Here is a 23,153-nt window from a genome sequence, read left to right as displayed (position 1 = left end):
CTGTGACCGCAGTCCTCCAGCCGGAATACACAGGGAGAGCAGACCTTTGAGTGTCGACGACGTCGTGAGCGGCACCGCCGACGACAACCGCAAGAAGAACACGTACTACTTCGACAGGCACACCCCGGAGTACCGGCTGCAGTTCGAGAAGATCACCGAGGAGATGCACGCCAAGTGCCCGATGGCGTGGTCGGAGACCTACAACGGGCACTGGGTGGCCGCCGACAGCAAGCACGTATTCGAACTCGCACGCTGTCCTGCGGTGTCGAATCACCACGACATCTCCGGTGAGACGCCGTTCCAAGGCATCACGATCCCGAAAGCAAGTCGTGCCACTGTGGTTCGCGGGGGCATTCTGGAGATGGACGAGCCGGAGCACAGCGCCTACCGCGGTGCGCTGAACCCTTACCTGTCCCCCGCCGCGATCAAGCGCTGGGAACCGTTCATCGACGAGATCACCCGCGCCGCACTGGATGAGCACATCGAGTCGGGCCGAATCGACTTCGTCGACGATCTGGCCAATGTGGTGCCCGCGGTGTTCACCCTGGCGATGATGGGCATCCGGCTCGACAAGTGGAACGTCTACAGCGAGCCGACACACGCGTCGGTGTACACGCCCGAGCATGCGCCCGAACGCGAGAAGATCAACGAGCAGCATCGCGAGATGGGCATCGATCTCATCAACAACATGATGGAGATCCGCGAGAACCCGCGTCCGGGTCTGGTGAATGCGCTACTGCAGTTACGGATCGACGGCGAGCCGGCACCGGACATGGAGATCCTGGGCAATCTCGGGTTGATCATCGGCGGCGGGTTCGACACCACCACCGCGCTGACGGCGCACGCCCTGGAGTGGCTCGGCGAGCACCCGCAGGAGAGGGAACGTCTCAGCAAGGAGCGGGCCACGCTTCTGCATCCGGCCACCGAGGAGTTCCTGCGGTTCTTCACCCCTGCCCCTGGGGACGGCCGCACCTTCTCCGAGGATGTCGAGGTCGAGGGTCACCAGTTCAAACGATATGAGCGGCTGTGGCTGTCTTGGGCGATGGCCAACCGGGACCCGTCGGTGTTCGAGCGCCCCCACGAGGTGGTGCTGGACCGCAAAGGTAACCGCCACTTCAGTTTCGGGATCGGTGTACATCGCTGCGTCGGCTCCAACGTCGCACGCACGGTATTCAAGTCGATGCTCACCGCGGTGCTGGACCGCATGCCCGATTATGTGTGCGACCCCGAGGGTACGGTGCACTACGACACCATCGGTGTCATCCAGGGCATGCGCAAGCTTCCGGCCACGTTCACCCCAGGCAAGCCGCTGGGTCCCGGCCTCGAAGAGACCCTGGTCAAGCTCCAGCGGATCTGCGACGAGCAGGAGCTCGCCCGACCGATCACCGAGCGTAAAGAAGCGGCCGTCATCGACTAATCGGCCCCGGATGTCACGCCGGAATGGTTCGATGAGTGACGGCGAAAGCTGGGAGGACAGCGATGAAGTTCCGCATGATCGCGACGATGGTTGCCGCATTGATGTCGGTGGCGACGCTTCTCGCACCGCCGTCGTCGGCAAGCTTTGCCATCGGCAACTACGACCTGCTGACCAACAGGTACACCCGCGCGTCATGGTTCTGGTTCGTGTCGCTGTGCATCCCGGAGAAGGACCCGAACTGCCTCAACGTCGCCGCGCGACCGCGGTTGGCGTACTACCAGTACTACGAGAGCAAGGTCTGGCTCGACAACGGCCGTTATACGTTCACTGTCGATGTGCCCGACGGACTCCAGTGCCCCGGGCATGTGATGCCGACCCGCGAGACCTACTCGTGGGATGCCCAGACACTACTGGGAACCATCGACTCGAAGTACGACGTCGGGTGCTTCAACGGCCCTCCGGGCACCCAGTTCTGGACATTCGCCCTGCAGCGCTTGTAGTTCTTCTCCGCGACCGTGCGTGTCTGCGGGCGACATGCCGCACCCAACCGCAATTTCGCGCACTCTCGCCGCGTCTTACCGCAGGGAATGCCGCCGCGGCGCAGCAGTGAAACCGCAGCGCATCCAGGGCGGGCACCCCGGGCGGGGCCTCCTACCGGGGCCCGCATCGCTTACCGCCGCGGCAGCCCCAGCACCTGCTGGGCGATGATGTTGCGCTGGATCTCCGAGGTGCCGCCGGCGATCGTGCCGCCGAAGCTGCGGCAGTAGCGCTCGAACCAGCTGGCGAAGTAGTGGTCGAGGTTCAGGTGCTCATAGGGTCCCGAGGTGGCGGGGTGTACCAGCCCGTCAGGTCCGGCGGCCTCCAGGGCGAGGCCCTCGATCCGCTGTTCGGCCTCGGCGCCGAGCAGCTTCGGGATGGACACCGAGGCCACATCCACCTCGCCGCGCGCCGCCTTGGCGATCCCCACCGATCCGAGCAGGCGTAGCGCCTGGTAGTCCATGATGCTGGTGGCCAGCGCGTCGCGCTCAAGCGGGTTCTTCGGCTGGAAGTCGGCGATGCAGTTGGCGATCCGGTCGGCGAAACCCAGCCACATCATCGTGCGCTCGTGTCCCAGTGAGCCGTTGGCCACGCCCCATCCGCCGTTGAGCGGGCCGACCAGGTTCTCGACCGGGACCCGGACGTCGGTGAAAAACACCTCATTGAAGTCGAGGTTGTCGATGCCGGTCATGTCGGCGAACGGCCGGCACACCACCCCGTCGAGGTCGGTGGGGATCAGCAGCACGCTGATTCCCTTGTGCTTGGGCGCATCAGGGTCGGTGCGCACGAACGTCAGCAGGAAATCGGCGTCATGCGCCCCCGACGTCCACACCTTTTGACCGTTGACCACGAATACATCACCGTCGCGAACCGCTTTGGTGCGCAACGACGCAAGGTCGGAACCGGCGCTGGGCTCGCTCATGCCCAGCGATGCGGTGCGTTCGCCGCGCAGCACCGGGACCGCCCACTGGTGTTTCTGCTCGTCGGTGCCGAACGTCAGCAGGGAGGCGGCGATGATGTTGACGCCCTGCGGGTTGAAACTGTGGTAGATCCGGCGCCGGCACAGTTCCTCGGCGTGCACGAAGGTCTGCAGCACCGACGCGTTGCGGCCACCGAATTCGGGCGGCTGCGCAGGAAGCAGCCACCCGTTGTCGAACAACAGCCGCTGCCAGTCCCTGGCCCATTGCGGCATGTGTGAGACCGAGCGTGGACGCTCCAAAGTCTCTGCCGCAGACGGCGTGTGCTCGTCGAGGAAGGCGGAGAACTCGGCGCGGAAATCCTCCACATCGGAATCAAAGGTCAGCTGCATCAAATTCCTCCGCGATCATCGCCCGGTGCTCGGCGGCCCCGCCGAGCATCAACTCGCCCGCCTTGGCCCGCTTCAGCGCGAACTGAAGGTCGTTCTCCCATGTAAAGCCCATGGCCCCGAACAGCTGCACGCCATGCCGGAACACCAGCGACTGGCACTCGCCCGCCGACGCCTTGGCCATCGCGGCCGCCAGCCGCCGGCGCGGGTCGTCGGCGGCGATGGTCAGCGCCGCGAAGTACGACAGCGCGCGGGCTCGTTCGATCGCGACGAACATGTCGGTTGCCTTGTGCTGGACCGCCTGGAACGTGCCGATCGCGACGCCGAACTGCTGACGGCTCTTGGCGTGTTCGAGCACCAGGTCGAGGATGCGCTGGCACGCGCCGACCATCGTGATCGCCATCCCCATCAGCGCCACGTGGCGCGCGCGCTCGGTGTTGACGACCAGCCGGTCCGAATCAGAGACCTGGGCGCCGACGAACGACACCTCGGCGACGTGCAGCACGGGGTCGAACACGTCGACGCGCCGGGTGGTGACATTGACGGAGTCGGCCCGCGGATCGACACAGAAGACACCAGCGGGCGTCACCACGGCAAGCCGGTCGGCGCGGTCGCCGTCCAGAACGAAGCGGTCGGTCCCGGAGAGCACCCAGCCCCGCGCGTCGCGGTTGGCGGTGACACCCGAGTACACGGCGGTGCCCGCTCCGCTGGGGTCGTAACGGTCGCCGACGAGCGGCGCGAACTGCGTGAGGGTGGCCAGGAACGGCGTCGGGTCGGTGACCCGCCCGAGTTCTTCGAGCACGATCGCCAACTCGACCGCGTTCTCCGAATCGGTCAGCTCGGTCCATCCGGCGTCGAGGTAGCTGTTCCACAGCGGCGTCGGGTCGACACCGTTCTCTGCGATATCCCGGATCAGCGACGCCGGGCACTGTTTGGACACCGCGTCACGCACGGTCTCCTGCCACAACCTCTGATCAGCATCGAACTCAAGTAACACCCGCACGCCTCCTGACGACCGACCAGACCGGAGAATAACATTCTCGAAGATGATCCAGCCATTCTCCTGCCGCGGGTATCCATTCTCGCCCAATGTCAGCTGAGCACCCGACCAGCAACGCGTCCTACCTGCACGAATATTAAGCGGTACGCTGGAGAACAGAATTCTTGCTAATGAAGAACAACGATCTACACTGAAGCTGTTGACGGCCGCGCCCTCGGCCGCGGAAGTGAAGGACAGAATTCGGTGAAGGTTCTCAGTGACGGCTTTACCGGCGCCACGGACGCGCAGGTGAAGGTGCCCGTCATCGATGCCAGCGTGCACATCTTCTGCCAGTCCAACAAGGACCTGCGCCAGAACTTCCTGCAGGAGCCCTTTCGCAGCCGAGGTTTCCCCGACTACGAGATGGACTGGTACGGAGCGCCCGGCGGCGAATACGCCGACAGGTCAACCGGTCCGGACGGTCAGTATCCGGGTTCCGACCCGGAGGTGGTGGCAAGACATCTGTTCACCGACAGAGGTGTCGACATCGCCGTTCTGCATCCGATGACGCGCGGCATCATGCCCGACCGCCACCTCGGCACGGCGCTCGCCGCCGCACACAACGAGATGATGGTGACCCGCTGGCTGGACCATCCCCAGCTGGGCGAGAAGTTCCGCGGCACGTTGCGGGTGAACCCCGACGACGTCGCGGGCGCATTGCGCGAGATCGACAAGTATCGGAACCATCCGCGCATCGTGCAGCTGGGCATCCCGCTGCAGTCGCGCGAGCTGTACGGCAAACCGCAGTACTGGCCGCTGTGGGAGGCGGCCGTGGACGCCGGGTGGCCGGTGGCCGTCCACTTCGAGGTGGGGTCGGGGATTCAACTTCCGCCCACCCCGTCCGGCGTCACCCGCACCTACGAGCAGTTCGTGGGCTTCACCGCGCTGAATTTCCTGTACCACCTGATGAACATGATCGCCGAGGGGGTGTTCGAGAGGATGCCGGCGCTCAAGTTCGTCTGGGCCGACGGCGCCGCCGACCTGCTGACCCCGTTCATCTGGCGGATGGACTGCTTCGGCCGCCCGCACCTGGAGCAGACGCCCTGGGCGCCGCGGATGCCCAGCGACTACCTGCCCGGCCACGTCTATTTCGTGCAGGGCGCGTTGGACGGGCCCGGAGACGTCGACTTCGCCGGCGAATGGGCCGGTTTCACCGGCAAGGACGACATGGTGATGTACGGGTCGAGTTATCCGCACTGGCAGCTCAACGAGTTGTCGGTGCCCGGCGCCTACACCCCCGAGCAGCGCGACAAGCTGTGCTGGCGAAACGCCGCGCAGTTGTACGGCATCGAAAGTGCCGACATTGCCTCCGTCACGGCGACGGCTGCGGCACAGTAGAGGTTTGAGAGGAGCGCACCATGACCGTCACCGCGAACCCCCGGGTACCTGCGGCCGAGCGCATCGCCGTTCGGTGCGTCGACTCCGACGTCCACCCGTCCCCCCGGCGTGGAGAACTGGTCGATTACATCCCGGAGCCGTGGCGCAGCAAGTACTTCCTGACCCGCAAGGTGGGCGACCAGATTTACTACGACGCACCCGACTACGCGCACTCGTATGCGATGCGCGTCGACGCCTTCCCGTCCGATGGCGAATTCGCCTGTAGCGACCCCGATCTGGCGTTCAAGCAGCTGATCATGGAAGCCGGGGCAGACCTCGCGATCCTCGAGCCCGCGGCCTACCCCGCCCGACTTCCCGAGGCAGAGCATGCGATGGCATACGCGCTCAACGACTGGCAGGCCAACCACTGGCTGGACAGCCACAACAACTGGCACGAGCGCTGGCGCGGCTCCATTTGCGTCGCGATCCAGCAACCCGAGGAGAGCGTCGCCGAGATCGAACGCTGGGCCGGACACCCCTACATGGCGCAGATCCTGATCAAGGCCGAGCCGCGCCCCTCGTGGGGCAACCCGAAGTACGACCCGATCTGGGCCGCGGCAACCAAGCACGACATCACGGTGAGCTGCCACCTGTCGCGCAGCCACTACGACGAGCTGCCGATGCCGCCGGTCGGTATGCCCAGCTACAACCACGACTTCATGGTCACGTACTCGCTGCTGGCGGCCAACCAGGTGATGAGCCTGATCTTCGACGGCACCTTCGATCGCCATCCCAACCTGCGCATCGTGTTCGTCGAGCACGCGTTCACCTGGATCCTGCCGCTGATGTGGCGCATGGACGCGCTCTACAAGGCCCGCAAGTCGTGGCTGGACATCAAGCGCAAGCCGAGCGAGTACGTCAAGGACCACATCAAGTTCACCACCCAGCCGCTGGACTACCCCGAGGACAAGACTGAGCTCAGCCGGGCTTTCGAGTGGATGGAGTGCGAGAAGATCCTGCTGTTCTCCAGCGACTACCCGCACTGGACGTTCGACGACCCGCGCTGGCTGGTCAAGCACCTGCCCGAGCATGCCCGGGAGGCCGTGATGTTCAAGAACGGCATCGAGACGTACAAGTTGCCGGACACCGTGCCTGCGCTCGAGGGCCAGGTACGGGTTTTCTGAGGACATGGACAAGGACAAGACGCCCCGGTTGGCGCAGGGGCGCGAGCACGTCGTTGCCACAGTGGACGAAATCCCGCCGGGCACACACAAATTGGTGCCCATCGGCCGGCACGGTGTCGGCGTCTACAACGTCAACGGCACGTTCTACGCGATCGCCAACTACTGCCCGCACGAAGGCGGCCCGCTGTGTTCGGGCCGCGCCAGGGGACGCAACATCGTCGACGAGACCGTTCCCGGTGACGCGGTGATGGTCCGCGACATGGAGTACATCTTCTGCCCGTGGCACCAGTGGGGGTTCGAACTCGCGACCGGGACCACCGCGGTCAAGCCCGAGTGGAGTATCCGCACCTATCCCGTCCGGGTCGTCGGCAACGACGTCCTGGTACAGGCCTAGAACCCACTCGAGCCCCTGAAATCGGAGAGAAGTTGCCCAACAAGTCAATCGAGATCAACGGCGGCAACGTCGTCTACGAAATCCTCGGCAAATCGGGGGATTTCATCGTCCTGACCCCGGGCGGCCGGTTCAGCAAGGACATTCCCGGCCTCAAGCCGCTGGCCAAGAAACTGGTCGAGGGCGGCTACCGGGTGCTGTTGTGGGACCGGCCGAACTGCGGGCAGTCCGACGTCCAGTTCTACGGCCAGAGCGAATCGCACATGCGCGCCGAGACGCTGGCCCAGTTGATCACCAAGCTCGAGATCGGGCCGTGCATCATCGCAGGCGGATCCGGCGGGGCCCGCGACTCGATGCTGACCACGATGCTCCACCCCGAACTCGTCACCAAGCTGGTGGTGTGGAACATCGTCGGCGGCGTCTACGGCTCGTTCGTGCTGGGGTCCTACTACATCGTGCCAAGCATCCTGGCCGTCCGCGGAGCGGGGATGGAGGCGGTGGCGAAGGTCGCCGAATGGCAGGAGCGCATCGCGGAGAACCCGGACAACGAGGCCCGGATTCTGGCCCAGGACCCCGATGCGTTTCTCAAGCTGATGTTGCGCTGGCTCAACGCGTTCGTGCCCAAGCCCGGCCAGACCATCCCCGGCGTCGAGGACGAGATGTTCGACAACATCACCGTGCCCACGCTGATCATCCGCGGCGGTGAGAACGACCTCGACCATCCGAAGCGGACCTCGCTGGAGATCAGCTGCCTGATCAAGAACTCGACCCTGATCGACCCCCCGTGGCCCGAGGATGCGTGGGAGCGCGCGGGTGAGGCGCGTGCCTCGGGGAAAGTCAAGCGGTTCAACATGTTCGACACGTGGGTGCAGGCGGCGCCGGCGATTCTGGACTTCCTGAGGCGCTGATGGCTGCCGTGCTGCACTCCCCCGTCTCAGCTCTCCGCTCAGCCGGTCACGACGATACGGACCTCGCAGTTGGTGGACGCCTCCAGCGCCGTGTGGATGCGACTCTCCGGGATGCGCTGCAAGTCGGCCTTGGCCAGGGTCACCGTGATGATGTCCCAACCGGCGTCGCCTGCCGCCCGCTCGACCACGCCGGTGAGTCCGAAGCCCGCGAGCACGCCGTACGCATCGTCGTCGGTGCCGTGGCTGACGAACGTCAACACGCCGAGCACCGGGTCGGTCGGAAACGCTTTGGCGCACAGCCCGATACCCGCGGACTGCAGGGCCTCCGGGTCGTCGCCGCGCATCAGCAGCTCGACCTCCCGACGCTTGGGCGGCAGCGCGGCGAGGTTGTTGTCGATCAGCTCGGCCCCCGCCTCGGCAGCCAGCCGCCCCAGTTCGGCCATACCGGTCGCCAGCTGGTCGGCGGTCAGCTCGCCGGCCAGGTCCACGCCGACGCGTACCACCGCTGTTCGCATGCACGGAAGGGTAGCCGGAAATGAGTACGGCGATGAACACCGAACTGACCGTCGCGGCATGGCCCGGGATGACACCGCGACTGCTCCGGTCCGAACCAGGCACCGAATCGGCGGCGCAGTACCGTGATGCGGGGGGTTACCTGCCGTTGGCCGACGTCGACGCGCTGCACGACGCGATCGCGCATGCGGGCGTGTTGGGACGCGGTGGTGCGGCCTTTCCCGTGGCGGTGAAGCTGTCCACCGTGCGCCAGGCTGCCCAGCGCGGTGCCGACACCGTGCTGGTGGCCAACGGCGAAGAGGGCGAACCGGCTTCGGTCAAGGATCGCTGGTTGCTGCGGCACCGGCCGCATTTGGTGCTCGACGGCTTGCGGCTGGCGGCCCGGATCGTCGGCGCCCGCCACGCGCACGTGTACATCTCGGACGAGCGGGCCGCTGCCGCCGTACGCACAGCGCTCGACGAGTTGACCGCCGACGCGCTCGACGGGGTCACCGTCAGCATGCTCAGGGTCGATCCGGCGTATGTCGCAGGCGAGGAGACCGCGGCGGTGCGCGCCATCAACGGTGGGCCGGCGAAACCGACCGACAAGCCGCCGCGCCCCTACGAAGAAGGGGTGGGGGGCCTGCCCACCGTGGTCAGCAATGTCGAGACGTTGGCCAATCTGCCCTATGTCCACCGGCGTGGTGCACCCGCCTACCGGGAGCTGGGCACCGATCGTTCACCCGGGACGTTCCTGGCGACCCTCACCGGCGGCGGCCGCGCCCCGGGCCTCTACGAAGTCCCGTTCGGTGTGTCGGTCGCGGAACTGGTTGCGTTGCACGGGGTCGACGCCGGACGGGTCCGCGGCGCGCTGATGGGCGGGTACTTCGCCGGACTGCTGGACCGGCGTGTCCTGGACGGTGCGCTGGACCACGACTCGCTGCGCAGCGCGGGCAGCGGGCTGGGATGCGGCGCGGTGTCGCTGATCACCGACGAATGCCCTGTGGCGGTCGGTGCGTCGGTGCTGGCCTACTACGACCACGAGAACGCCGGCCAGTGCGGTTCCTGCTTCAATGGCACCGCGGCGATGGCCGCCGCGGCCACCGCCCTGCGGGACGGGATCGCCGGCGCCGACGATTTGGCCCGCCTGCAGCGGTGGTCGGTCGTCCTGCGGGGCCGCGGTGCGTGCGCCACCCTGGATGCCGCCTGCAACATCGCTGCGAGCCTGCTCGCCATGTTCCCCGACGACGTCGCACGTCATCTGAACGCAGAGTGCGCGCAGTGCAGCGCAGGCGCTTTCACTGCCACGCGCCCATTCGAAGTGGAGTCATCGTGACCGACAAGATGCGGATCAAGCTCGACCGCACGCTCTGTGACGGCTTCGGGATCTGCGCCAAGCATGCCCCGGGATACTTCTCGCTGGACGATTGGGGATACGCCGTTCTCGTCGGCGACGGCAACATTCCGGACGAGGACAGGGACGCCGTGCAGCGCGCGCTGCTGGACTGCCCGGTCCACGCCATCTTGGAGATCGGTGAGCGCCGGCCGGATGAAACTCCGATGCAGCCCCTTCGGGAGCCCGACCTGGAGAACCTGAAGACCGAGGACAACGAGGCCGAATGGGGGTTTTCCCGATGAGCGCTTGCGCGAAGAAAGATGGGAAGCGATGAGCCGACTTCCACTGCCGCAGTTGACATTCGACAACGAGTTCTTCTGGACATCGGGCGCCGACGGGGTGCTGCGCATCCAGGAGTGCGGAGACTGCAAAGCGTTGATCCATCCACCGCAGCCGGTGTGCCGCTACTGCCGCAGCCACAACATGGGCCCTCGCGAGGTGTCCGGCCGCGCCGTGTTGTCGGCGTTCACCGTCAACCACCGGTTCTCCATCCCGGGGCTTCCTGCCCCGTATGTGGTGGCGCAGGTGGCGATCGAGGAGGACCCGCGGGTTCGCCTGACCACCAACATCGTCGACTGCGACCCCGACGAACTCGAGTTGGGCCGCGTCGTCGAGGTGGTCTTCGAGCAGAACGACGACGTGTGGTTGCCGCTGTTCCGGCCGACCCCCGAGCCGGAGACGGCGCCCCTGCCCGACGACGAGATCGCGCCGCAGGACTTCCCGAAATTCGTCCGGCCGATGCTGACGACCGAGAAGTTCGAGGACGCGGCCGCGATCACCGGCATCGGCGCCTCGAAGATGGGGCGGCGCCTGATGGTGTCGCCGTTGTCGCTGACCCTGCAGGCGTGTGAAGCGGCGATCGCCGACGCCGGGCTGACCCTGGCCGACATCGACGGGCTGTCCACCTATCCGGCGATGGACGCGATGGGCATGGGCGAAGGCGGCGTCACCGCGCTGGAGGGGGCGCTGGGCATCCGGCCGACCTGGATCAACGGCGGCATGGACACCTTCGGCCCCGGAGGATCGGTGATCGCGGCGGTCATGGCGGTCGCGACGGGGATGGCCCGGCACGTGCTGTGTTTCCGCACGCTGTGGGAGGCCACGTTCAACCAGCTGATGAAGGAAGGCAAGGTCTCACCGCCGGGTGGCGCCAGGGTGAACAACTGGCAGGCGCCGTTCGGCGCCACCTCGGCAGCTCACACACTGGCGCTCAATGCGCAGCGGCACTTTCACCGCTACGGCACCACGAAGGAGACCCTCGGCTGGATCGCGCTGAACCAGCGCGCCAACGCGGCGCTCAACCCGACCGCCATCTATCGCGACCCGATGACGATGCAGGACTACCTCAACGCACGGCTGATCACCACCCCGTTCGGCCTCTACGACTGCGATGTGCCGTGTGACGGTGCCGTCGCGGTCGTCGTCTCCGCCGTCGACGCCGCCGCCGACGCCCCCAAGACGCCGGTGTACTTCGAGGCGGTCGGCACCCAGATCATCGAGCGCACCGACTGGGATCAGACGACGCTCACCCACGAGCCGCAGGTGCTCGGGCAGGCCGCGCACCTCTGGACACGGACATCGCTGCGGCCTGGCGATGTCGACGTCGCCGAGCTGTACGACGGGTTCACGTTCAACTGCCTGTCCTGGCTGGAGGCGCTGGGATTCTGCGGTATCGGGGAGTCCAAGGACTTCCTCGACGGCGGCACCGCGATCGCCCGGGACGGGGTGATCCCGCTCAACACCCACGGCGGCCAGCTGTCCCATGGCCGTACGCACGGCATGGGCCTGGTCCACGAGGCCGTGTCTCAGCTGAGGGGCGAGGCAGGCGACCGGCAGGTCGCCGATGCCCGGGTGGCCGTCGTGAGCAGCGGCGGGCTGACGCCGAGCGGTGTCATGCTGCTGCGGACCGGTACCTGACCGTGGCTCCACGTCCACGGGTCGTCCTGATAGACGGGATCCCGATGTCGGCTCTCGTCGCGCAGGCGCCGGATCCCCGCGCGGTGATCGTCGCCGTGCACGGAGGCGCGACCTCTTCGGCGTACTTCGACTGCCCCGGCCACCCGGAGCTGTCGCTGTTACAGCACGCTGCCGCCGCCGGTTTCACCGCGCTCGCGTTGGACCGCCCCGGTTACGGCACCTCGGCGGTCTATGCCCGCGAGTTCACCGATCCGGCCCGCCGGGTCGCCGCCACTTCCGCCGCGGTGGACAAGATTCTCACCGGGACCGGTTGCGGCGCCGGGGTGTTCGTGCTCGGGCACTCGGCAGGCTGTGAGCTCGCGCTGCGGCTTGCGACCACTCGCGACGACGTCCTCGGCGTCGAGTTGTCCGGCACCGGCCTGCGGTACAGCGACGCGGCCAAGGACATCATCGCCTCGGCGACGGTGACGAACCGGCCCGCCGGCCTGCGCGATCTGCTGTGGGAACCGGCTGACCTCTACCCCGCCGAGGTGCTCACCGGCGCACTGTCCTCGCCCGGGGTGGCCTACGAGGGAGAGGTGACGGCGCACTGGGCCCGACGGGATTTTCCCGCGATCGCCGCCGAGGTGCGCGTGCCCGTGCAGTTCAGCATCGCCGAGCACGAGAAGGTCTGGCAGACCGATTCGCAGGCTGTCGCGGCCATTACTGAATTGTTCGCCGCCGCGCCGCGGGTGAAGGTCAACGAGATGCCGGGCAGCGGGCACAACCTGTCCGTCGGGCTGACCGCCGGCGAGTATCACCGAAAAGTGTTGTCGTTCATCGAAGAGTGCATCGCGGACATACAGGACCGCGATCGAGATCACGTGGAGGCGAGCTGATGCGGGTCGGATTCATCGGGCTGGGCAGCCAGGGAGGTCCCATGGCGCGTCGGATCGCCGAGGGAGGGTTCGAGACGACACTGTGGGCACGGCGGCCCGCCAGCCTGCAACCGTATGCCGACACGCCCGCCAGGACGGTCGCCACGCCGGCCGACCTCGGCGCCGCCAGCGACCTGGTGTGCCTGTGTGTGGTGGGTGACGACGACGTCCGCGAGGTGCTCTACGGGGATACCGGCGTGCTGGCCGGGCTCGCCGAGGGCGGGATCATCGCGATCCACAGCACCGTCCATCCCGACACGTGCCGCGAGATCGCGGACAAGGCAGCCGCGCAGGGTGTTTCGGTGATCGACGCCCCGGTCAGCGGTGGCGGGCCCGCGGTCGAGCAGGGCACGCTGCTGGTCATGGTGGGCGGTGACGAAGACGTCGCCGAGCGGTGCCGGCCGGTGTTCGCGACGTACGCCGACCCGATCGTGCACCTGGGTCCGCTCGGCAGCGGTCAGAACACCAAGATCCTCAACAACCTGCTGTTCAGTGCGAACCTGGGGAGCGCCGTGAGCACCCTGGAGCTCGGTGAGTCACTGGGTATCCCCCGCGACAAGCTCGTCGAGGTGCTCAATCGGGGTTCGGCGACGAGCAAGGCGGTGGGCAGCATCTCGGTGTTCGGTGGCACCCTCGACGGGTTGGCGCCGATCGCCGGGGCGCTGCTGCAGAAGGACGTCAGGCACGCCGCCAGCCTGGCGGCGGCGGCAAAAGCGCCGGAGGGAGCGGTGTTCACGGCGGCCGACGCGGCGCTGGAGGCAATGGATCACCGGCGATGAGCCGTCGAGTGAAGAGTAGACAGCCACGATGAGCACCGTCGGATTCGTCGGCGCGGGCCGCATGGGCGCTCCGATGGTCGAGCGACTGGTCCAGGCCGGCCACGCCGTGCGGGTGCTGGGCAGGACACCCCAAAAAGGTGCCGACATCGAGGAGTTGGGCGCTTCGCCGGTGGCCGGGGTAACGGCGTTGGCCGAGGACGCCGACGTGGTTGTGGTGTGCGTGTTCACCGACGAGCAGGTGCGCGAGGTGTGCGTGGACGACGGCCTGCTCGCCGCCATGCCGGCGGGTTCGGTGCTGGTCGTCCACACCACTGGGAGCCCGACCACCGCCGGGCTGCTGGCCGCCCAGGAGCCTGAGGTCGCCGTGGTGGACGCACCGGTCAGCGGTGGCCCTCACGACATCGCCGCCGGACACATCACGCTCTTCGTGGGCGGTGAGGACGCGGCCGTGGAGCGGGCGCGCTCTGTAATCGCCGCGTACGGTGACCCGATCCTGCATATGGGCGAACTCGGCGCCGGCCAGTGGATGAAACTGATCAACAACACGCTGTTCGCGGCGCAGCTCGGAATGCTGAGTGAGGCAGCAGCGTTCGCCGCTCGGGTGGGTGTCGACGAGACCGCGTTGCTCGACGCGCTCGGCCACGGCAGCGGCGCCAGCCGCGCCGCCGAGATCGTCGGCACTCGCGGGTCGGTGCGGTCGTTCATCGACTCGGTCGGCGAGTTCCTCGGCAAGGACGTCGCGGTAGTGCGTGAGGTCGCGGCAGAAACCGGAGCGGACCTGGGGGCGCTTGAGGGGCTCCTCGACACCGTCGTGGCCACGCCGAGCGGTGGCAGACCACGCCGATAGCAAAGCCCGCAGAATACTGTGCTGGATCACAGCAACTGTTAGCGTTACGGTTGAGACACTTCCCGTAAAGCTTCCGGCCTCCAGCCCGCCGTGAAGGAGGAACACCCCATGACCGCTCCTGAACTCCGTTTCGACCCGGTCTCTCAGGACTACTTCGACAACCCGTACGAGATCTACCGCAGGATGCGGGACGAGGCGCCGCTCTACTACGACGCCGAAGGCGATTTCTACGCACTGACCCGCCATGCTGACGTCGCGGCCGCGCTCAAGGATCACGAGTCGTTCTCGTCGGCTCGCGGATGCGACCTCGCGATGGTGCGCTCGGAAGAGGGTCCGGTGAAGTCGATCATTTTCATGGACCCGCCCGAGCATCGCCACATGCGGAGCCTGCTGAACAAGGCGTTCACTCCCCGAGCCATTCAGTCTCAGCGGGACACCATCATCGAGCTCGTCGAGCACTACCTGTCCCAGGTCGATCCCGACAATTTCGACGTCGTGCAGGACTTCTCCGGGCCGTTCCCCGTCGAGGTGATCACCCGGATGGCCGGAGTTCCCGAGGAGTTCCGGCAGCAGGTCCGGCATTGGATCGACAAGGGTCTCGAGCGCAAACCCGGCCAGCTCGAATGGTCCGACGAGAACATGCAGGCCAACATCGACTCGGGTGTCTACTACTACGGCCTGGTTCAGGAACGGCGGCAGAACCCGCAGGACGACATGATCAGCCGGCTGATCGAGGCGGAGATCCCCGGCGAGAACGGGCAGATGCGCAAGCTCGACGACATCGAGATCACCGGTTTCACCACGCTGCTCGGCGGGGCCGGCGCGGAGACGGTAACCAAGCTGGTCGGCAGCGCCGTCGTGGAGTTCGCGCGCCACCCCGAACAGTGGCAGATGTTGCTCGACGACCGCAGTCTGGTGCCGGACGCGGTCGAGGAGCTGCTGCGCTACGTCGGGCCCGTGCAGTACAACGTGCGCTACACCGTCAAGGAGGCCCACGTCCCCAGCGGCACCATTCCGGCGCACAAGCCGGTGTTCCTGATGAAGGCGGCGGCCAACCGTGACCCGCGCGCGTTCGACGACGCGGAGACCTTCGATATCACCCGCGACCGCACGCAGGCGCAGAACCTCGGTCTGGGCTACGGCATCCACAGCTGCCTCGGCGCCGCGCTGGCCCGGCTGGAAACGACGATCGCGCTCGAGCATCTGCTTGATTTCATGCCCCGGTTCGAGGTTGATTTCGACGGCCTGGAGAAGGTGCACATGCAGAACGTCGCCGGATATCACCATGTGCCGGTGCGGGTGTTGAGGTGACTGACTGCGCGACGAGGAGGACACTTCAGTGACTCAGAAGATTGTCGTCGACTTCGGCCTCTGCGAGAGCAACGGAGTGTGCATGGGCATCATCCCGGAGGTGTTCGATCTTGACGAAGAAGACTACCTGCACGTCCTGCAGGACGAGGTGACGCCCGAAAACGAGCACGGGGTCAGAGAATCCGTGCGGCAGTGCCCGCGCCAGGCGATCTCGATCGTCGAAGAGTGACCGCCACCGAGCTGGTCTTCGACCCGTTCTCCGAGGAGTTCTTCAACGGCCCCTGGGAGATCTACCGGCGGATGCGCACCGAAGCTCCGGTGTACTACAACGCCGAGCACGACTTCTACGCGCTGTCCCGGCACGCCGATGTCGCCGCCGCGTTCAGAGACCACGAGACCTTCTCCTCGGCGTACGGTCTCGACCTGGCCATGGTGAAATCCGGCGAACCGGTGCCCATGAAGATGATCATCTTGATGGACCCACCCGAGCACCGGCAGATGCGCAGTCTCGTCAACAAGGTGTTCACGCCCCGCCAGATAGCCAATCTCAAGCCGATGGTCGTCGAGACCATCGACCGATGCTTCGCCTCGGCCGACCCGGAGCGTTTCGACGTGGTGCAGGACTTCGCGGCGTTCTTCCCGGTCGAGATCATTACGCAGATGCTCGGCGTGCCCGCCGAGCGCAGGCAGCAGGTACGCCAGTGGGTGGACACCTCCCTGCACCGCGAGCCCGGCCAGATCGAGATGTCCCCGGAGGGTCAGGAGGCCATCGCGCAGGCGATGGGGCTGTACTACAAACTGATCCAGCAGCGGCGCGCCGAACCGCAGGACGACATGTTCACCCGCTTGGTGCAAGCCGAGATCGAACGTGAGGACGGGCAGAAGGAACGCCTGGACGATTTCGAGATCGCGGGATTCGCAACGCTTCTGGGTGGCGCAGGTGCGGAAACTGTCACCAAGCTGATCGGCAACGCAGCCGTAACCTTCGCTCAGAACCCCGACCAGTGGCAGAAGCTGCTCGCCGACCGCAGCAAGATCCCGGCGGCGGTCGAGGAACTACTGCGGTACGAGGCGCCGGCGCAGTACAACGTACGGCGCTCGATGAAGGAGGTCACGCTGCACGGCGTGACCATCCCGGCGGGCAAACCGGTGTTCCTGCTCGGCGGTTCGGCCAACCGCGATCCGGAGGCCTTCACCGACGCGGACACATTCGACATCGACCGCGACCGCACCGAGGCGCAGAACCTCGGCTTCGGCTACGGGGTGCACAGCTGCCTGGGTGCGGCGCTGGCGCGGATGGAGAGCGCGATCGCGTTGGAACAGCTGCTGGACTTCATGCCCCGCTACGAGGTGCTGTGGGACCAATGCCGGCGGGTGGCGATGCAGAACGTGGCGGGCTGGTCGCACGTGCCCGTCCGGGTACTCAGGTAGCCCGATGCGATTCGTTCTTGTGCACGGCGGCTTTCACGCTGCATGGTGCTGGGAACGCACCGCCGTCGAGCTGAGGCAGATGGGCCACGACGCGGTCGCCGTCGACACCACCGCGAGCGTGCGTGTCTGCGGGCGACACACCGCTGCGGACAAGCATTTCGCGCACGCTCGGCGGTGGTATTCGCACGCCGAGCGTGCATCAGAAGCAGATCAGACGCAGGTCAGATACCGGCGACGATGACGCCGTTGCAGTCGGCGGCAGCCTGCCGCAGTTTCGCCGCGGCCTGATATTCGTCGGAGTAGTACCACTCCTTGGCCGCTTCCACGGATTCGAACTCCAGGAGCACGGTCTGGGTGCCGTGCCACTGTCCCTCAAGAACTTCGGCAGGCGGCCCGAACGCCAGCACCTTGGCATTGGCCATTGTCTGGCTGGCGAGCTTGCCGTACTCGGCCATGCCGGCCGGGTCCTTGATGTCCTCGGTGATGATCACATAGCCCTTGGCCACAGTTGAATGCTCCTGCTCTTCAGTCGATTTCGCGGATTGCTCGTTCGGGACAGTTGTCGATGGCTTCGCGGGCAGCCGTTTCCAGGCCGGCGGGCACCGTCTCGGGATCGGCGACAGCCCAGCCGTCGTCCGTCATCTGAAAGACGTCAGGGCACAGCGTCAGGCACATTCCGTGGCCGGCGCAGCGATCTTCGTCGACCGTCACCTTCATCGGACGTCGAACTCCAGGTGCAGTTCGGTGAGCCCTCGCAGGATGTAGGTCGGGATGTACTCGTAGCGCCGGTTGCCGGCCGGGCCGTGCTTACTCTCCGAGATACGGATGTCGGTGGTGCGGTCCAGAAGTCGCTCCAGGCCGACGCGGGTCTCGGCGCGGGCCAGCGGCGCCCCCGGGCAGCTGTGGATTCCCCGGCCGAAGGCAAGGTGCTGGCGCGCGTTCTTACGCTCGGGGTCGAAGGTGTCGGGGTCCTCGAACCGGCGCGGATCCCGGTTGGCGGCGCCGTTGATGACCATCACGGTGCACCCCGCTCCCAGCGGCTGGTCGCCGACGGTGGTGGGAACCCGTGACAACCGGAAATCCCCCTTTACCGGGCTTTCGATGCGCAGGCACTCCTCGATGAAGTTCGGCAGCAGACTGCGATCGGCGCGCAGCCTCTCCTGGATGTCGGGCCGGTCGCCCATCACCTTCAACGCCGTGCTCAGCAGCCGCACCGTGGTCTCCTGCCCTGCAGAGAACACGTTGGTCGCCACGCGCACCACGTCGCCGACCTCGGGCAGGGTGCCGTCCGGGAACGTCGCCGTGGCCAGTCCGGTGAGCACGTCGTCCCGGGGTTCGGCGCGTCGGTCCTCGACATAGGTCGCGAAGACCTCGTAGAGATACTCCAGCGGCGTCTTGGTCAGCGTCTTCTCGGCGTTGCCGAGCCCGCCGCCGTGGGTGCCCTTGGCGAGCCGTTCGAGCAGTTCCGGCCGGTCCTCGTCGGGGACACCGAGCAGGTCGGCGATCACCCGCAGCGTGAACGGAGCGGCGAAGCCTTTGATGAACTCGCCTTCACCGGGCGTCAGGTAGTCATCGAGGATGTCATCGGCGAGCTGCCACATCGCGTCTTCGTTCTCTTTGAGACGCTTGGGTGTGATCAGGCGCATCAGCAGCGCGCGGTGGTTGGTGTGCGTCGGCGGGTCCAGCGTGGGCAGCTGGTCGCTGAACGGGATCTCGTCGCGATGCTCGACGATCAGGTCGGTGATGTCGTCCATGCCCTCGGTCGATACCGGGAACCCCGGGAACGGGCCGGTCACCGAGATGCAGGACGAGAACGTCTCCGAGTCGTTGTAGACGTCGACGGCCTCCTGCCAACCGGTGACCATCGTGACGCCGTAGTGGTCTTCGCGGGCGACCGGGCATTTGTTGCGCAGTGCTTCGTAGAACGTGTACGGGTCGTCCGTCAGGCGGCTGTCCCTGAAGAAGTCGACCGTGGTGAGGTCTTCGGCCATGCTCGCTCCGTTCGACGGTCTCTCGCTGCGAGAACGTGATTCTCATTCTTGCGTATCAGGTTTTCATACCGGCCGCGTGGCGTCAACGAGGACTCCTGTCAAAGCCCCTCCGGCTGTATGCCCAGGACGTTCACTGCCGTGCCGAGCAGCTGGTAGCAACCGACGGTGAAGATCAGGTCCATGACCTGCCGCTCGTCGAACTGTTCACGTAGCTCCGACCAGGTTTCGTCGCTGAGCGCGTTGGTCGCGTCGAGTTCGTCGACGACGCGCACGAGCAGCCGGTCAGCCGGGTGGGCGGGCTCGCCCGCGGCGATCGAGTCGATCTCAGCCTGCGTCAGGCCGGCCCGCAGGGCGATCGGCACGTGGTGGTCCCAGAGGTAGTCCGAGCGACGGACGTGCACGGCGCGCAGCAGGGCCACTTCACGCTCGCGGGGCGACAGCGTCGAACCGACCAGAAGGTGCGCGTTGAACGTCAGATAGGCCCGGGTCAACGCCGGGTGGTGGACGAGGGTGCCGAGCACGTTGCCCGCGTCGCGGAGGTTGGCTCGCTCGGCTGGGAGCAACGGGCGCAACGAATCTCGGGCCCAATCGTCCCACTGGTCCTCAGGCAGCGGCGCCACCCGCGGCACATGGAGATCGGCCATAGGATCGGCCATCGACTACTGGATCGGCTCGTCGCCGAGGACCGTGGTTCGCAGCATCTCTCTCGGCGAGTCGGGGTCGTACGGCGCAGCGCGGTGCAGCACGCCGTTGTTGTCCCAGATCACGGTGTCGCCGACGGACCAGCGGTGGCTGTACACCAGCTCGGGGCGGGTGGCGCGGTCGAGCAGGCCGGCCAGCAGCGCCTGCCCCTCGTCGCGGTCCATACCGACCACGTAGTGCGCCGACGCGCCCAGCACCAGCGACTTGCGGCCGCTACGGTGCGTCCACACCAGCGGATGCTCGTGGGTGGGACGGGAGCGCCAGCGCGCGAGCTCTTCGGGCGTCGGGTTCGGGTTGACCCGGCTCTGCGAGGCTTCCAGCGAGTGGACGACTCTCAACCGCGAGAAGCGCTCCTTCTCGTCGTCGGTGAACGCCTCATAGGCCGCGTAGGAATTGGCGAACTCGGTCTCGCCGCCGCGTTCGGCGACCTGGACGGCCGACAGCACCGTGGCCTTTTGCGGGCACTCGTCGTTGGTTGGAGTGCAGCCGTCGATGTGCCAGTCGAAGGTGGCGCGCAGGTAGGCGGCCGACTTGTTCTTCGACTTGTCCAAAGTGATCGGGTAGATGCCGGGAACGGGGTGGTGACCGTCGGAGGAGTGGTCGACGGCACCGAGCCGGCGGCTGAACGTAACCTGCGCCTGGGGATCGAGTCCGAGATCCGGGAAGACCAGCACCCCGTTGTCCTCGAGTGCGTCCAGCACCGCCGCACCCAGTGAGTCGTCGGAGGCGAGCCGGTCAGGATCCACGCCGAGGACTTCGGCACCGACCGAGGGTGTCAGCTTGTTGACCGTCAGCAAAGTCATGGGGGTCCTGTCCGTTGCGGAGATGGGTCTGTCACGGCACCGGTGCGCTGACGCGGTCGATCACGGCGTCGGCGGAATCGGCGGGTTTCTGAGTGCCGAAGACCTCGACGGCCATCGACACCATGATCATCGAGTAGACGAGGTGCAGCAGGTTGAGCACGTCGTCGGGCAGCTCGTCGAGCGGGAACTTGTCGCAGTAGTCGATGGCTTCCTCGAAGCGCGGCGAGAACGCGTCGTAGAACGCGTGGATCTCCGGCATCGGTGTGCTGAGGCGCGCCTCCCACCGTTCGGGTTCGGTTGCCAGGCACCACTTCTCGGCGAACGGTTCATACTCGGCGAACGGGTCGGGTAGGCGCGCCATGGTCACACCCCCACCGCGTCGCGTTCGGCTTTGTATCGCTTCACCCAGTCGACAGCGACATGGTGGAGGTGACGGACCAGGATCTCCTGATCATTGAGCGGGTAGTCGTCGACTACCGGCTCGTTCAGGCCGTACTCCAGTGCCGCCTGGGTGCCGCCGAGCATCCCGGCGTCCTGCAACGCGAATTCCTTCAGCACGACGGACGCGACCTCGTGCTCGATCCGTTCGCGCACGGTGCGGGCCGGGTGGAACGCGTTGTAGGCCTCGAACTTGTGCGTATTGTGCGACGTCGGCCAGTACCGGTACAGCAGGTACCAGCCGTGGTAGATCAGGATTTCCAAGTTCGGGAAGATCTGGAAATTGGTGATGCCCCACGGCTCGATGCCGCCCGGGTTCAGCCCGGCCGACTGATGGGTCTCCGGGGTCCGCCACGGTCCCACCAACCCACTGCGCGTGGCCCTTTCGACGGGGTACATGTACTCGGGTGCGAGCAGCCACCGGCGGGTGCCGGCCGTCGACACGAGTCGGTGCGGCCCGTCGATCTGGAAGTGCCCGCACTCGAAAGTCGCGTTCGGCTGGCGCACCTCGGTCGGCACCTGCTGCGAATGCAGTGACGGCACGTGGTAGTACTCCTGGAACGCGTCGGCGAAAATCTTCCAGTTGCTGTTGTTGTGCGCGACGAAGTCGTAACGCTCGGTCATCAATTCGAACGGATAGTCGTCCAGCGCGGTGATCATCGGGCCCAGAAACTCGCGCAGCGTCTGACGGGGCTCGGGATCGAAGTTGATGAAGATGAAGCCGTTCCACGCGTCGCAATGCACGGGTTTGAGGCCGTACTTCGTGGTGTCGAGGTCGAAGAACTCGCCGGGCTGCTGGACGAATTTCAGTTCGCCGTCGAGACCGTAGCGCCACCCGTGGTACTTGCACGTGAACTGGCGGCACGCGCCCTTGACTTCTTCGCTCGGGAAGTCGTTCCACACCAACTTGTTTCCACGGTGCCGGCACAGATTGTAGAAGGCGCGGATCTGCTCGTCACGGCCTTTGACCACGATGACCGACGTCTTCGCCGCGTCGATGTCCTTGGTCAGATAGCTTCCGACACGCGGCAGTTCCTCGACGCGGCCGACATTCAGCCACGCCCGCTTGAACACCGCCTCGCGCTCCAGTTCGTAGAACTCCGGCGAGATCGAGTCGCGGAACGACACCGGTCCGGTACCGAGCTCTGGATAGTGTTCGGTCCAGCTGCCCTCAGCGGGCTTGGGCCACTTGGCCATTCGAACCCCTCCCCCTTGTCGTCGTGCCGCGAATGTCTATCGCCTTGCGCATGTCGGCGGTAATGCGCCTGGCCGTCGTCATCCCATCACCGTCCCGCCGTTGACACCGAGGGTCTGGCCGGTGATGAACCCGGCCTCCTCCGAGCACAGGAACCCGACGGCGGCCGCGATGTCGTCGCCGGTGCCGAGGTGGCCGACTGGAATGCTGGCCGCCATCTGCTCGTTGGGCGGCAGGAACCCGGCCGCCTGGGACTGACGTTGCATGGGCGTCTCGATGCCCGATGGCGGGACGTTGTTCACCGTGATTCCCAGCGGTCCGTACTCCCGCGCCAGCGAACGGGTGAACGAGATCAGCGCCCCCTTGGACGCCGCGTAGTGCGCCATGCCCGGTGAGCCGCGCTGCGCGCTGGACGACGAGATCATCACGATGCGACCCCAGCCGGCGTCGAGCATGTCCGGGATTGCCAACTGCGCACAGTGGAAGGTGCCGTTGAGGTTCACGTCGATCAGGCGCTGCCACGATTCGGGCGTGATCTGCAGGAACGGCGCGAAGTCGACGAGGCCCGCGCTGGTCACCAGGATGTGCACCGGCCCAAGTTCGGTGCGTACCTTGGCGAAGGCCTCCTCGAGGGCCGCACGGTCGGTCACGTCGACCGCGATACCGAGTGCGGTGACGCCGTCGGCGCGTAGCTCCTCGGCAACCCGCTGTGCCGCTTCGCCGTTGAGGTCCAGCACGGCCACCTTGTGCCCTCGCCGGCCCAGCTCATGGCAGGTCGATTCGCCCATGCCGGAAGCGCCGCCGGTCACGACCGCTACGCGCGTCATCGTCTGCA

Annotated in this window: 26 protein-coding genes and 1 pseudogene; 16 read left to right on the top strand and 11 right to left on the bottom strand. The window is 66.4% G+C overall.

The window, feature by feature from the left end; genetic code table 11:
* The first annotated feature begins 46 nt into the window (after positions 1–46).
* Both ACXMYJ_RS11875 and ACXMYJ_RS11870 read left to right on the top strand, forming a co-directional pair.
* Positions 47–1,417 carry a cytochrome P450 gene (locus ACXMYJ_RS11875; protein WP_460356325.1) on the top strand — a complete coding sequence of 457 codons (1,371 nt, stop codon included), beginning with the start codon at positions 47–49 and terminating at the stop codon, positions 1,415–1,417.
* A 62-nt stretch (positions 1,418–1,479) separates the two neighbouring features.
* Positions 1,480–1,917 (top strand): hypothetical protein, encoded by a 438-nt coding sequence (locus ACXMYJ_RS11870; protein ID WP_260754461.1) that lies wholly within the window; start codon positions 1,480–1,482, stop codon positions 1,915–1,917.
* Positions 1,918–2,087: 170 nt separating this feature from the next.
* On the opposite strand, the gene ACXMYJ_RS11865 is transcribed toward ACXMYJ_RS11870, so the two are convergent.
* The gene (locus ACXMYJ_RS11865; protein ID WP_443188799.1) at positions 2,088–3,263 is read right to left on the bottom strand and encodes an acyl-CoA dehydrogenase family protein; all 1,176 of its coding nucleotides are present in this window, start codon (positions 3,261–3,263) and stop codon (positions 2,088–2,090) included.
* On the bottom strand, positions 3,247–4,257 hold the full coding sequence (locus ACXMYJ_RS11860) for an acyl-CoA dehydrogenase family protein (protein ID WP_443188831.1): 1,011 nt from the start codon (positions 4,255–4,257) through the stop codon (positions 3,247–3,249). Before ACXMYJ_RS11860 ends, ACXMYJ_RS11865 begins: the two co-directional genes overlap by 17 nt.
* 246 nt (positions 4,258–4,503) lie before the next feature.
* Between ACXMYJ_RS11860 and ACXMYJ_RS11855 the strand changes: the two genes are divergently transcribed.
* Genes ACXMYJ_RS11855 through ACXMYJ_RS11840 form a run of 4 tightly spaced genes read left to right on the top strand, consistent with a single transcriptional unit; the run spans position 4,504 to position 8,099 of the window.
* On the top strand, positions 4,504–5,637 hold the full coding sequence (locus tag ACXMYJ_RS11855) for an amidohydrolase family protein (protein ID WP_443188800.1): 1,134 nt from the start codon (positions 4,504–4,506) through the stop codon (positions 5,635–5,637).
* Positions 5,638–5,657: 20 nt separating this feature from the next.
* Positions 5,658–6,800 (top strand): amidohydrolase family protein, encoded by a 1,143-nt coding sequence (locus tag ACXMYJ_RS11850; RefSeq protein WP_260754464.1) that lies wholly within the window; start codon positions 5,658–5,660, stop codon positions 6,798–6,800.
* 4 nt (positions 6,801–6,804) lie between these two features.
* Positions 6,805–7,194, top strand: a complete 390-nt coding sequence (locus ACXMYJ_RS11845) for a Rieske (2Fe-2S) protein (protein ID WP_260754465.1) — start codon at positions 6,805–6,807, stop codon at positions 7,192–7,194.
* Between the two features lie 32 nt (positions 7,195–7,226).
* Entirely contained in the window at positions 7,227–8,099 is an 873-nt protein-coding gene (locus ACXMYJ_RS11840; protein WP_260754466.1) for an alpha/beta fold hydrolase, read from the top strand.
* Positions 8,100–8,137: 38 nt separating this feature from the next.
* On the opposite strand, the gene ACXMYJ_RS11835 is transcribed toward ACXMYJ_RS11840, so the two are convergent.
* A complete protein-coding gene (locus ACXMYJ_RS11835; protein WP_260754467.1) occupies positions 8,138–8,614 on the bottom strand; it encodes a hypothetical protein in 477 nt (158 codons plus the stop codon).
* A 20-nt stretch (positions 8,615–8,634) separates the two neighbouring features.
* Here ACXMYJ_RS11835 and ACXMYJ_RS11830 point away from each other — a divergent pair, with 20 nt between their 5' ends.
* From ACXMYJ_RS11830 to ACXMYJ_RS11785, 10 genes and pseudogenes are all read left to right on the top strand, one after another.
* Positions 8,635–9,927 (top strand): NADH-ubiquinone oxidoreductase-F iron-sulfur binding region domain-containing protein, encoded by a 1,293-nt coding sequence (locus ACXMYJ_RS11830; RefSeq protein ID WP_260754468.1) that lies wholly within the window; start codon positions 8,635–8,637, stop codon positions 9,925–9,927.
* A gap of 8 nt (positions 9,928–9,935) precedes the next feature.
* Positions 9,936–10,229: a ferredoxin gene (locus ACXMYJ_RS11825; protein ID WP_260758202.1), complete on the top strand. Its 294-nt coding sequence runs from the start codon at positions 9,936–9,938 to the stop codon at positions 10,227–10,229.
* Positions 10,230–10,257: 28 nt separating this feature from the next.
* The gene (locus tag ACXMYJ_RS11820; RefSeq protein ID WP_260754469.1) at positions 10,258–11,904 is read left to right on the top strand and encodes a thiolase C-terminal domain-containing protein; all 1,647 of its coding nucleotides are present in this window, start codon (positions 10,258–10,260) and stop codon (positions 11,902–11,904) included.
* Between the two features lie 44 nt (positions 11,905–11,948).
* A complete protein-coding gene (locus ACXMYJ_RS11815; RefSeq protein WP_443188801.1) occupies positions 11,949–12,782 on the top strand; it encodes an alpha/beta hydrolase in 834 nt (277 codons plus the stop codon).
* Positions 12,782–13,600: an NAD(P)-dependent oxidoreductase gene (locus ACXMYJ_RS11810; protein ID WP_260754471.1), complete on the top strand. Its 819-nt coding sequence runs from the start codon at positions 12,782–12,784 to the stop codon at positions 13,598–13,600. The genes ACXMYJ_RS11815 and ACXMYJ_RS11810 overlap by 1 nt, the downstream gene beginning before the upstream one ends.
* 28 nt (positions 13,601–13,628) lie before the next feature.
* Positions 13,629–14,447: an NAD(P)-dependent oxidoreductase gene (locus ACXMYJ_RS11805; RefSeq protein ID WP_460356317.1), complete on the top strand. Its 819-nt coding sequence runs from the start codon at positions 13,629–13,631 to the stop codon at positions 14,445–14,447.
* A 108-nt stretch (positions 14,448–14,555) separates the two neighbouring features.
* On the top strand, positions 14,556–15,758 hold the full coding sequence (locus ACXMYJ_RS11800; protein WP_460356315.1) for a cytochrome P450: 1,203 nt from the start codon (positions 14,556–14,558) through the stop codon (positions 15,756–15,758).
* Between the two features lie 28 nt (positions 15,759–15,786).
* Positions 15,787–15,987, top strand: coding sequence for a ferredoxin (locus ACXMYJ_RS11795; protein WP_460356312.1), 201 nt, complete (start codon positions 15,787–15,789; stop codon positions 15,985–15,987).
* A complete protein-coding gene (locus ACXMYJ_RS11790; RefSeq protein ID WP_460356309.1) occupies positions 15,984–17,189 on the top strand; it encodes a cytochrome P450 in 1,206 nt (401 codons plus the stop codon). Before ACXMYJ_RS11795 ends, ACXMYJ_RS11790 begins: the two co-directional genes overlap by 4 nt.
* A 4-nt stretch (positions 17,190–17,193) precedes the next feature.
* Positions 17,194–17,295: pseudogene (locus tag ACXMYJ_RS11785) on the top strand (alpha/beta fold hydrolase); the annotation flags it as partial.
* 115 nt (positions 17,296–17,410) lie between these two features.
* On the opposite strand, the gene ACXMYJ_RS11780 reads toward ACXMYJ_RS11785, so the two are convergent.
* The 8 genes from ACXMYJ_RS11780 to ACXMYJ_RS11745 all read right to left on the bottom strand — a co-directional run bounded on the left by ACXMYJ_RS11780 (position 17,411) and on the right by ACXMYJ_RS11745 (position 23,145).
* The gene (locus ACXMYJ_RS11780; protein WP_260754482.1) at positions 17,411–17,695 is read right to left on the bottom strand and encodes a DUF1330 domain-containing protein; all 285 of its coding nucleotides are present in this window, start codon (positions 17,693–17,695) and stop codon (positions 17,411–17,413) included.
* A gap of 19 nt (positions 17,696–17,714) precedes the next feature.
* Entirely contained in the window at positions 17,715–17,906 is a 192-nt protein-coding gene (locus ACXMYJ_RS11775) for a ferredoxin (protein ID WP_260754483.1), read from the bottom strand.
* Positions 17,903–19,180 (bottom strand): cytochrome P450, encoded by a 1,278-nt coding sequence (locus ACXMYJ_RS11770; RefSeq protein ID WP_260754484.1) that lies wholly within the window; start codon positions 19,178–19,180, stop codon positions 17,903–17,905. The genes ACXMYJ_RS11775 and ACXMYJ_RS11770 overlap by 4 nt, the downstream gene beginning before the upstream one ends.
* 98 nt (positions 19,181–19,278) lie before the next feature.
* Positions 19,279–19,836: a carboxymuconolactone decarboxylase family protein gene (locus ACXMYJ_RS11765; RefSeq protein ID WP_460356304.1), complete on the bottom strand. Its 558-nt coding sequence runs from the start codon at positions 19,834–19,836 to the stop codon at positions 19,279–19,281.
* Positions 19,837–19,839: 3 nt separating this feature from the next.
* Complete coding sequence (locus ACXMYJ_RS11760; RefSeq protein ID WP_460356302.1) at positions 19,840–20,685, bottom strand: TauD/TfdA dioxygenase family protein; 846 nt, start codon at positions 20,683–20,685, stop codon at positions 19,840–19,842.
* Positions 20,686–20,716: 31 nt separating this feature from the next.
* Positions 20,717–21,046, bottom strand: coding sequence for a hypothetical protein (locus ACXMYJ_RS11755; protein ID WP_260754487.1), 330 nt, complete (start codon positions 21,044–21,046; stop codon positions 20,717–20,719).
* A 2-nt stretch (positions 21,047–21,048) separates the two neighbouring features.
* Positions 21,049–22,320: an aromatic ring-hydroxylating oxygenase subunit alpha gene (locus tag ACXMYJ_RS11750; protein ID WP_460356299.1), complete on the bottom strand. Its 1,272-nt coding sequence runs from the start codon at positions 22,318–22,320 to the stop codon at positions 21,049–21,051.
* A 78-nt stretch (positions 22,321–22,398) separates the two neighbouring features.
* Positions 22,399–23,145: an SDR family NAD(P)-dependent oxidoreductase gene (locus tag ACXMYJ_RS11745; protein WP_460356297.1), complete on the bottom strand. Its 747-nt coding sequence runs from the start codon at positions 23,143–23,145 to the stop codon at positions 22,399–22,401.
* Between the last annotated feature and the right edge of the window lie 8 nt (positions 23,146–23,153).

Source organism: Mycobacterium sp. ZZG (genome assembly GCF_054786995.1).
The sequence above is the reverse complement of the archived record's forward strand: the minus strand, read 5'-3'. Positions and strand labels throughout refer to the sequence as shown.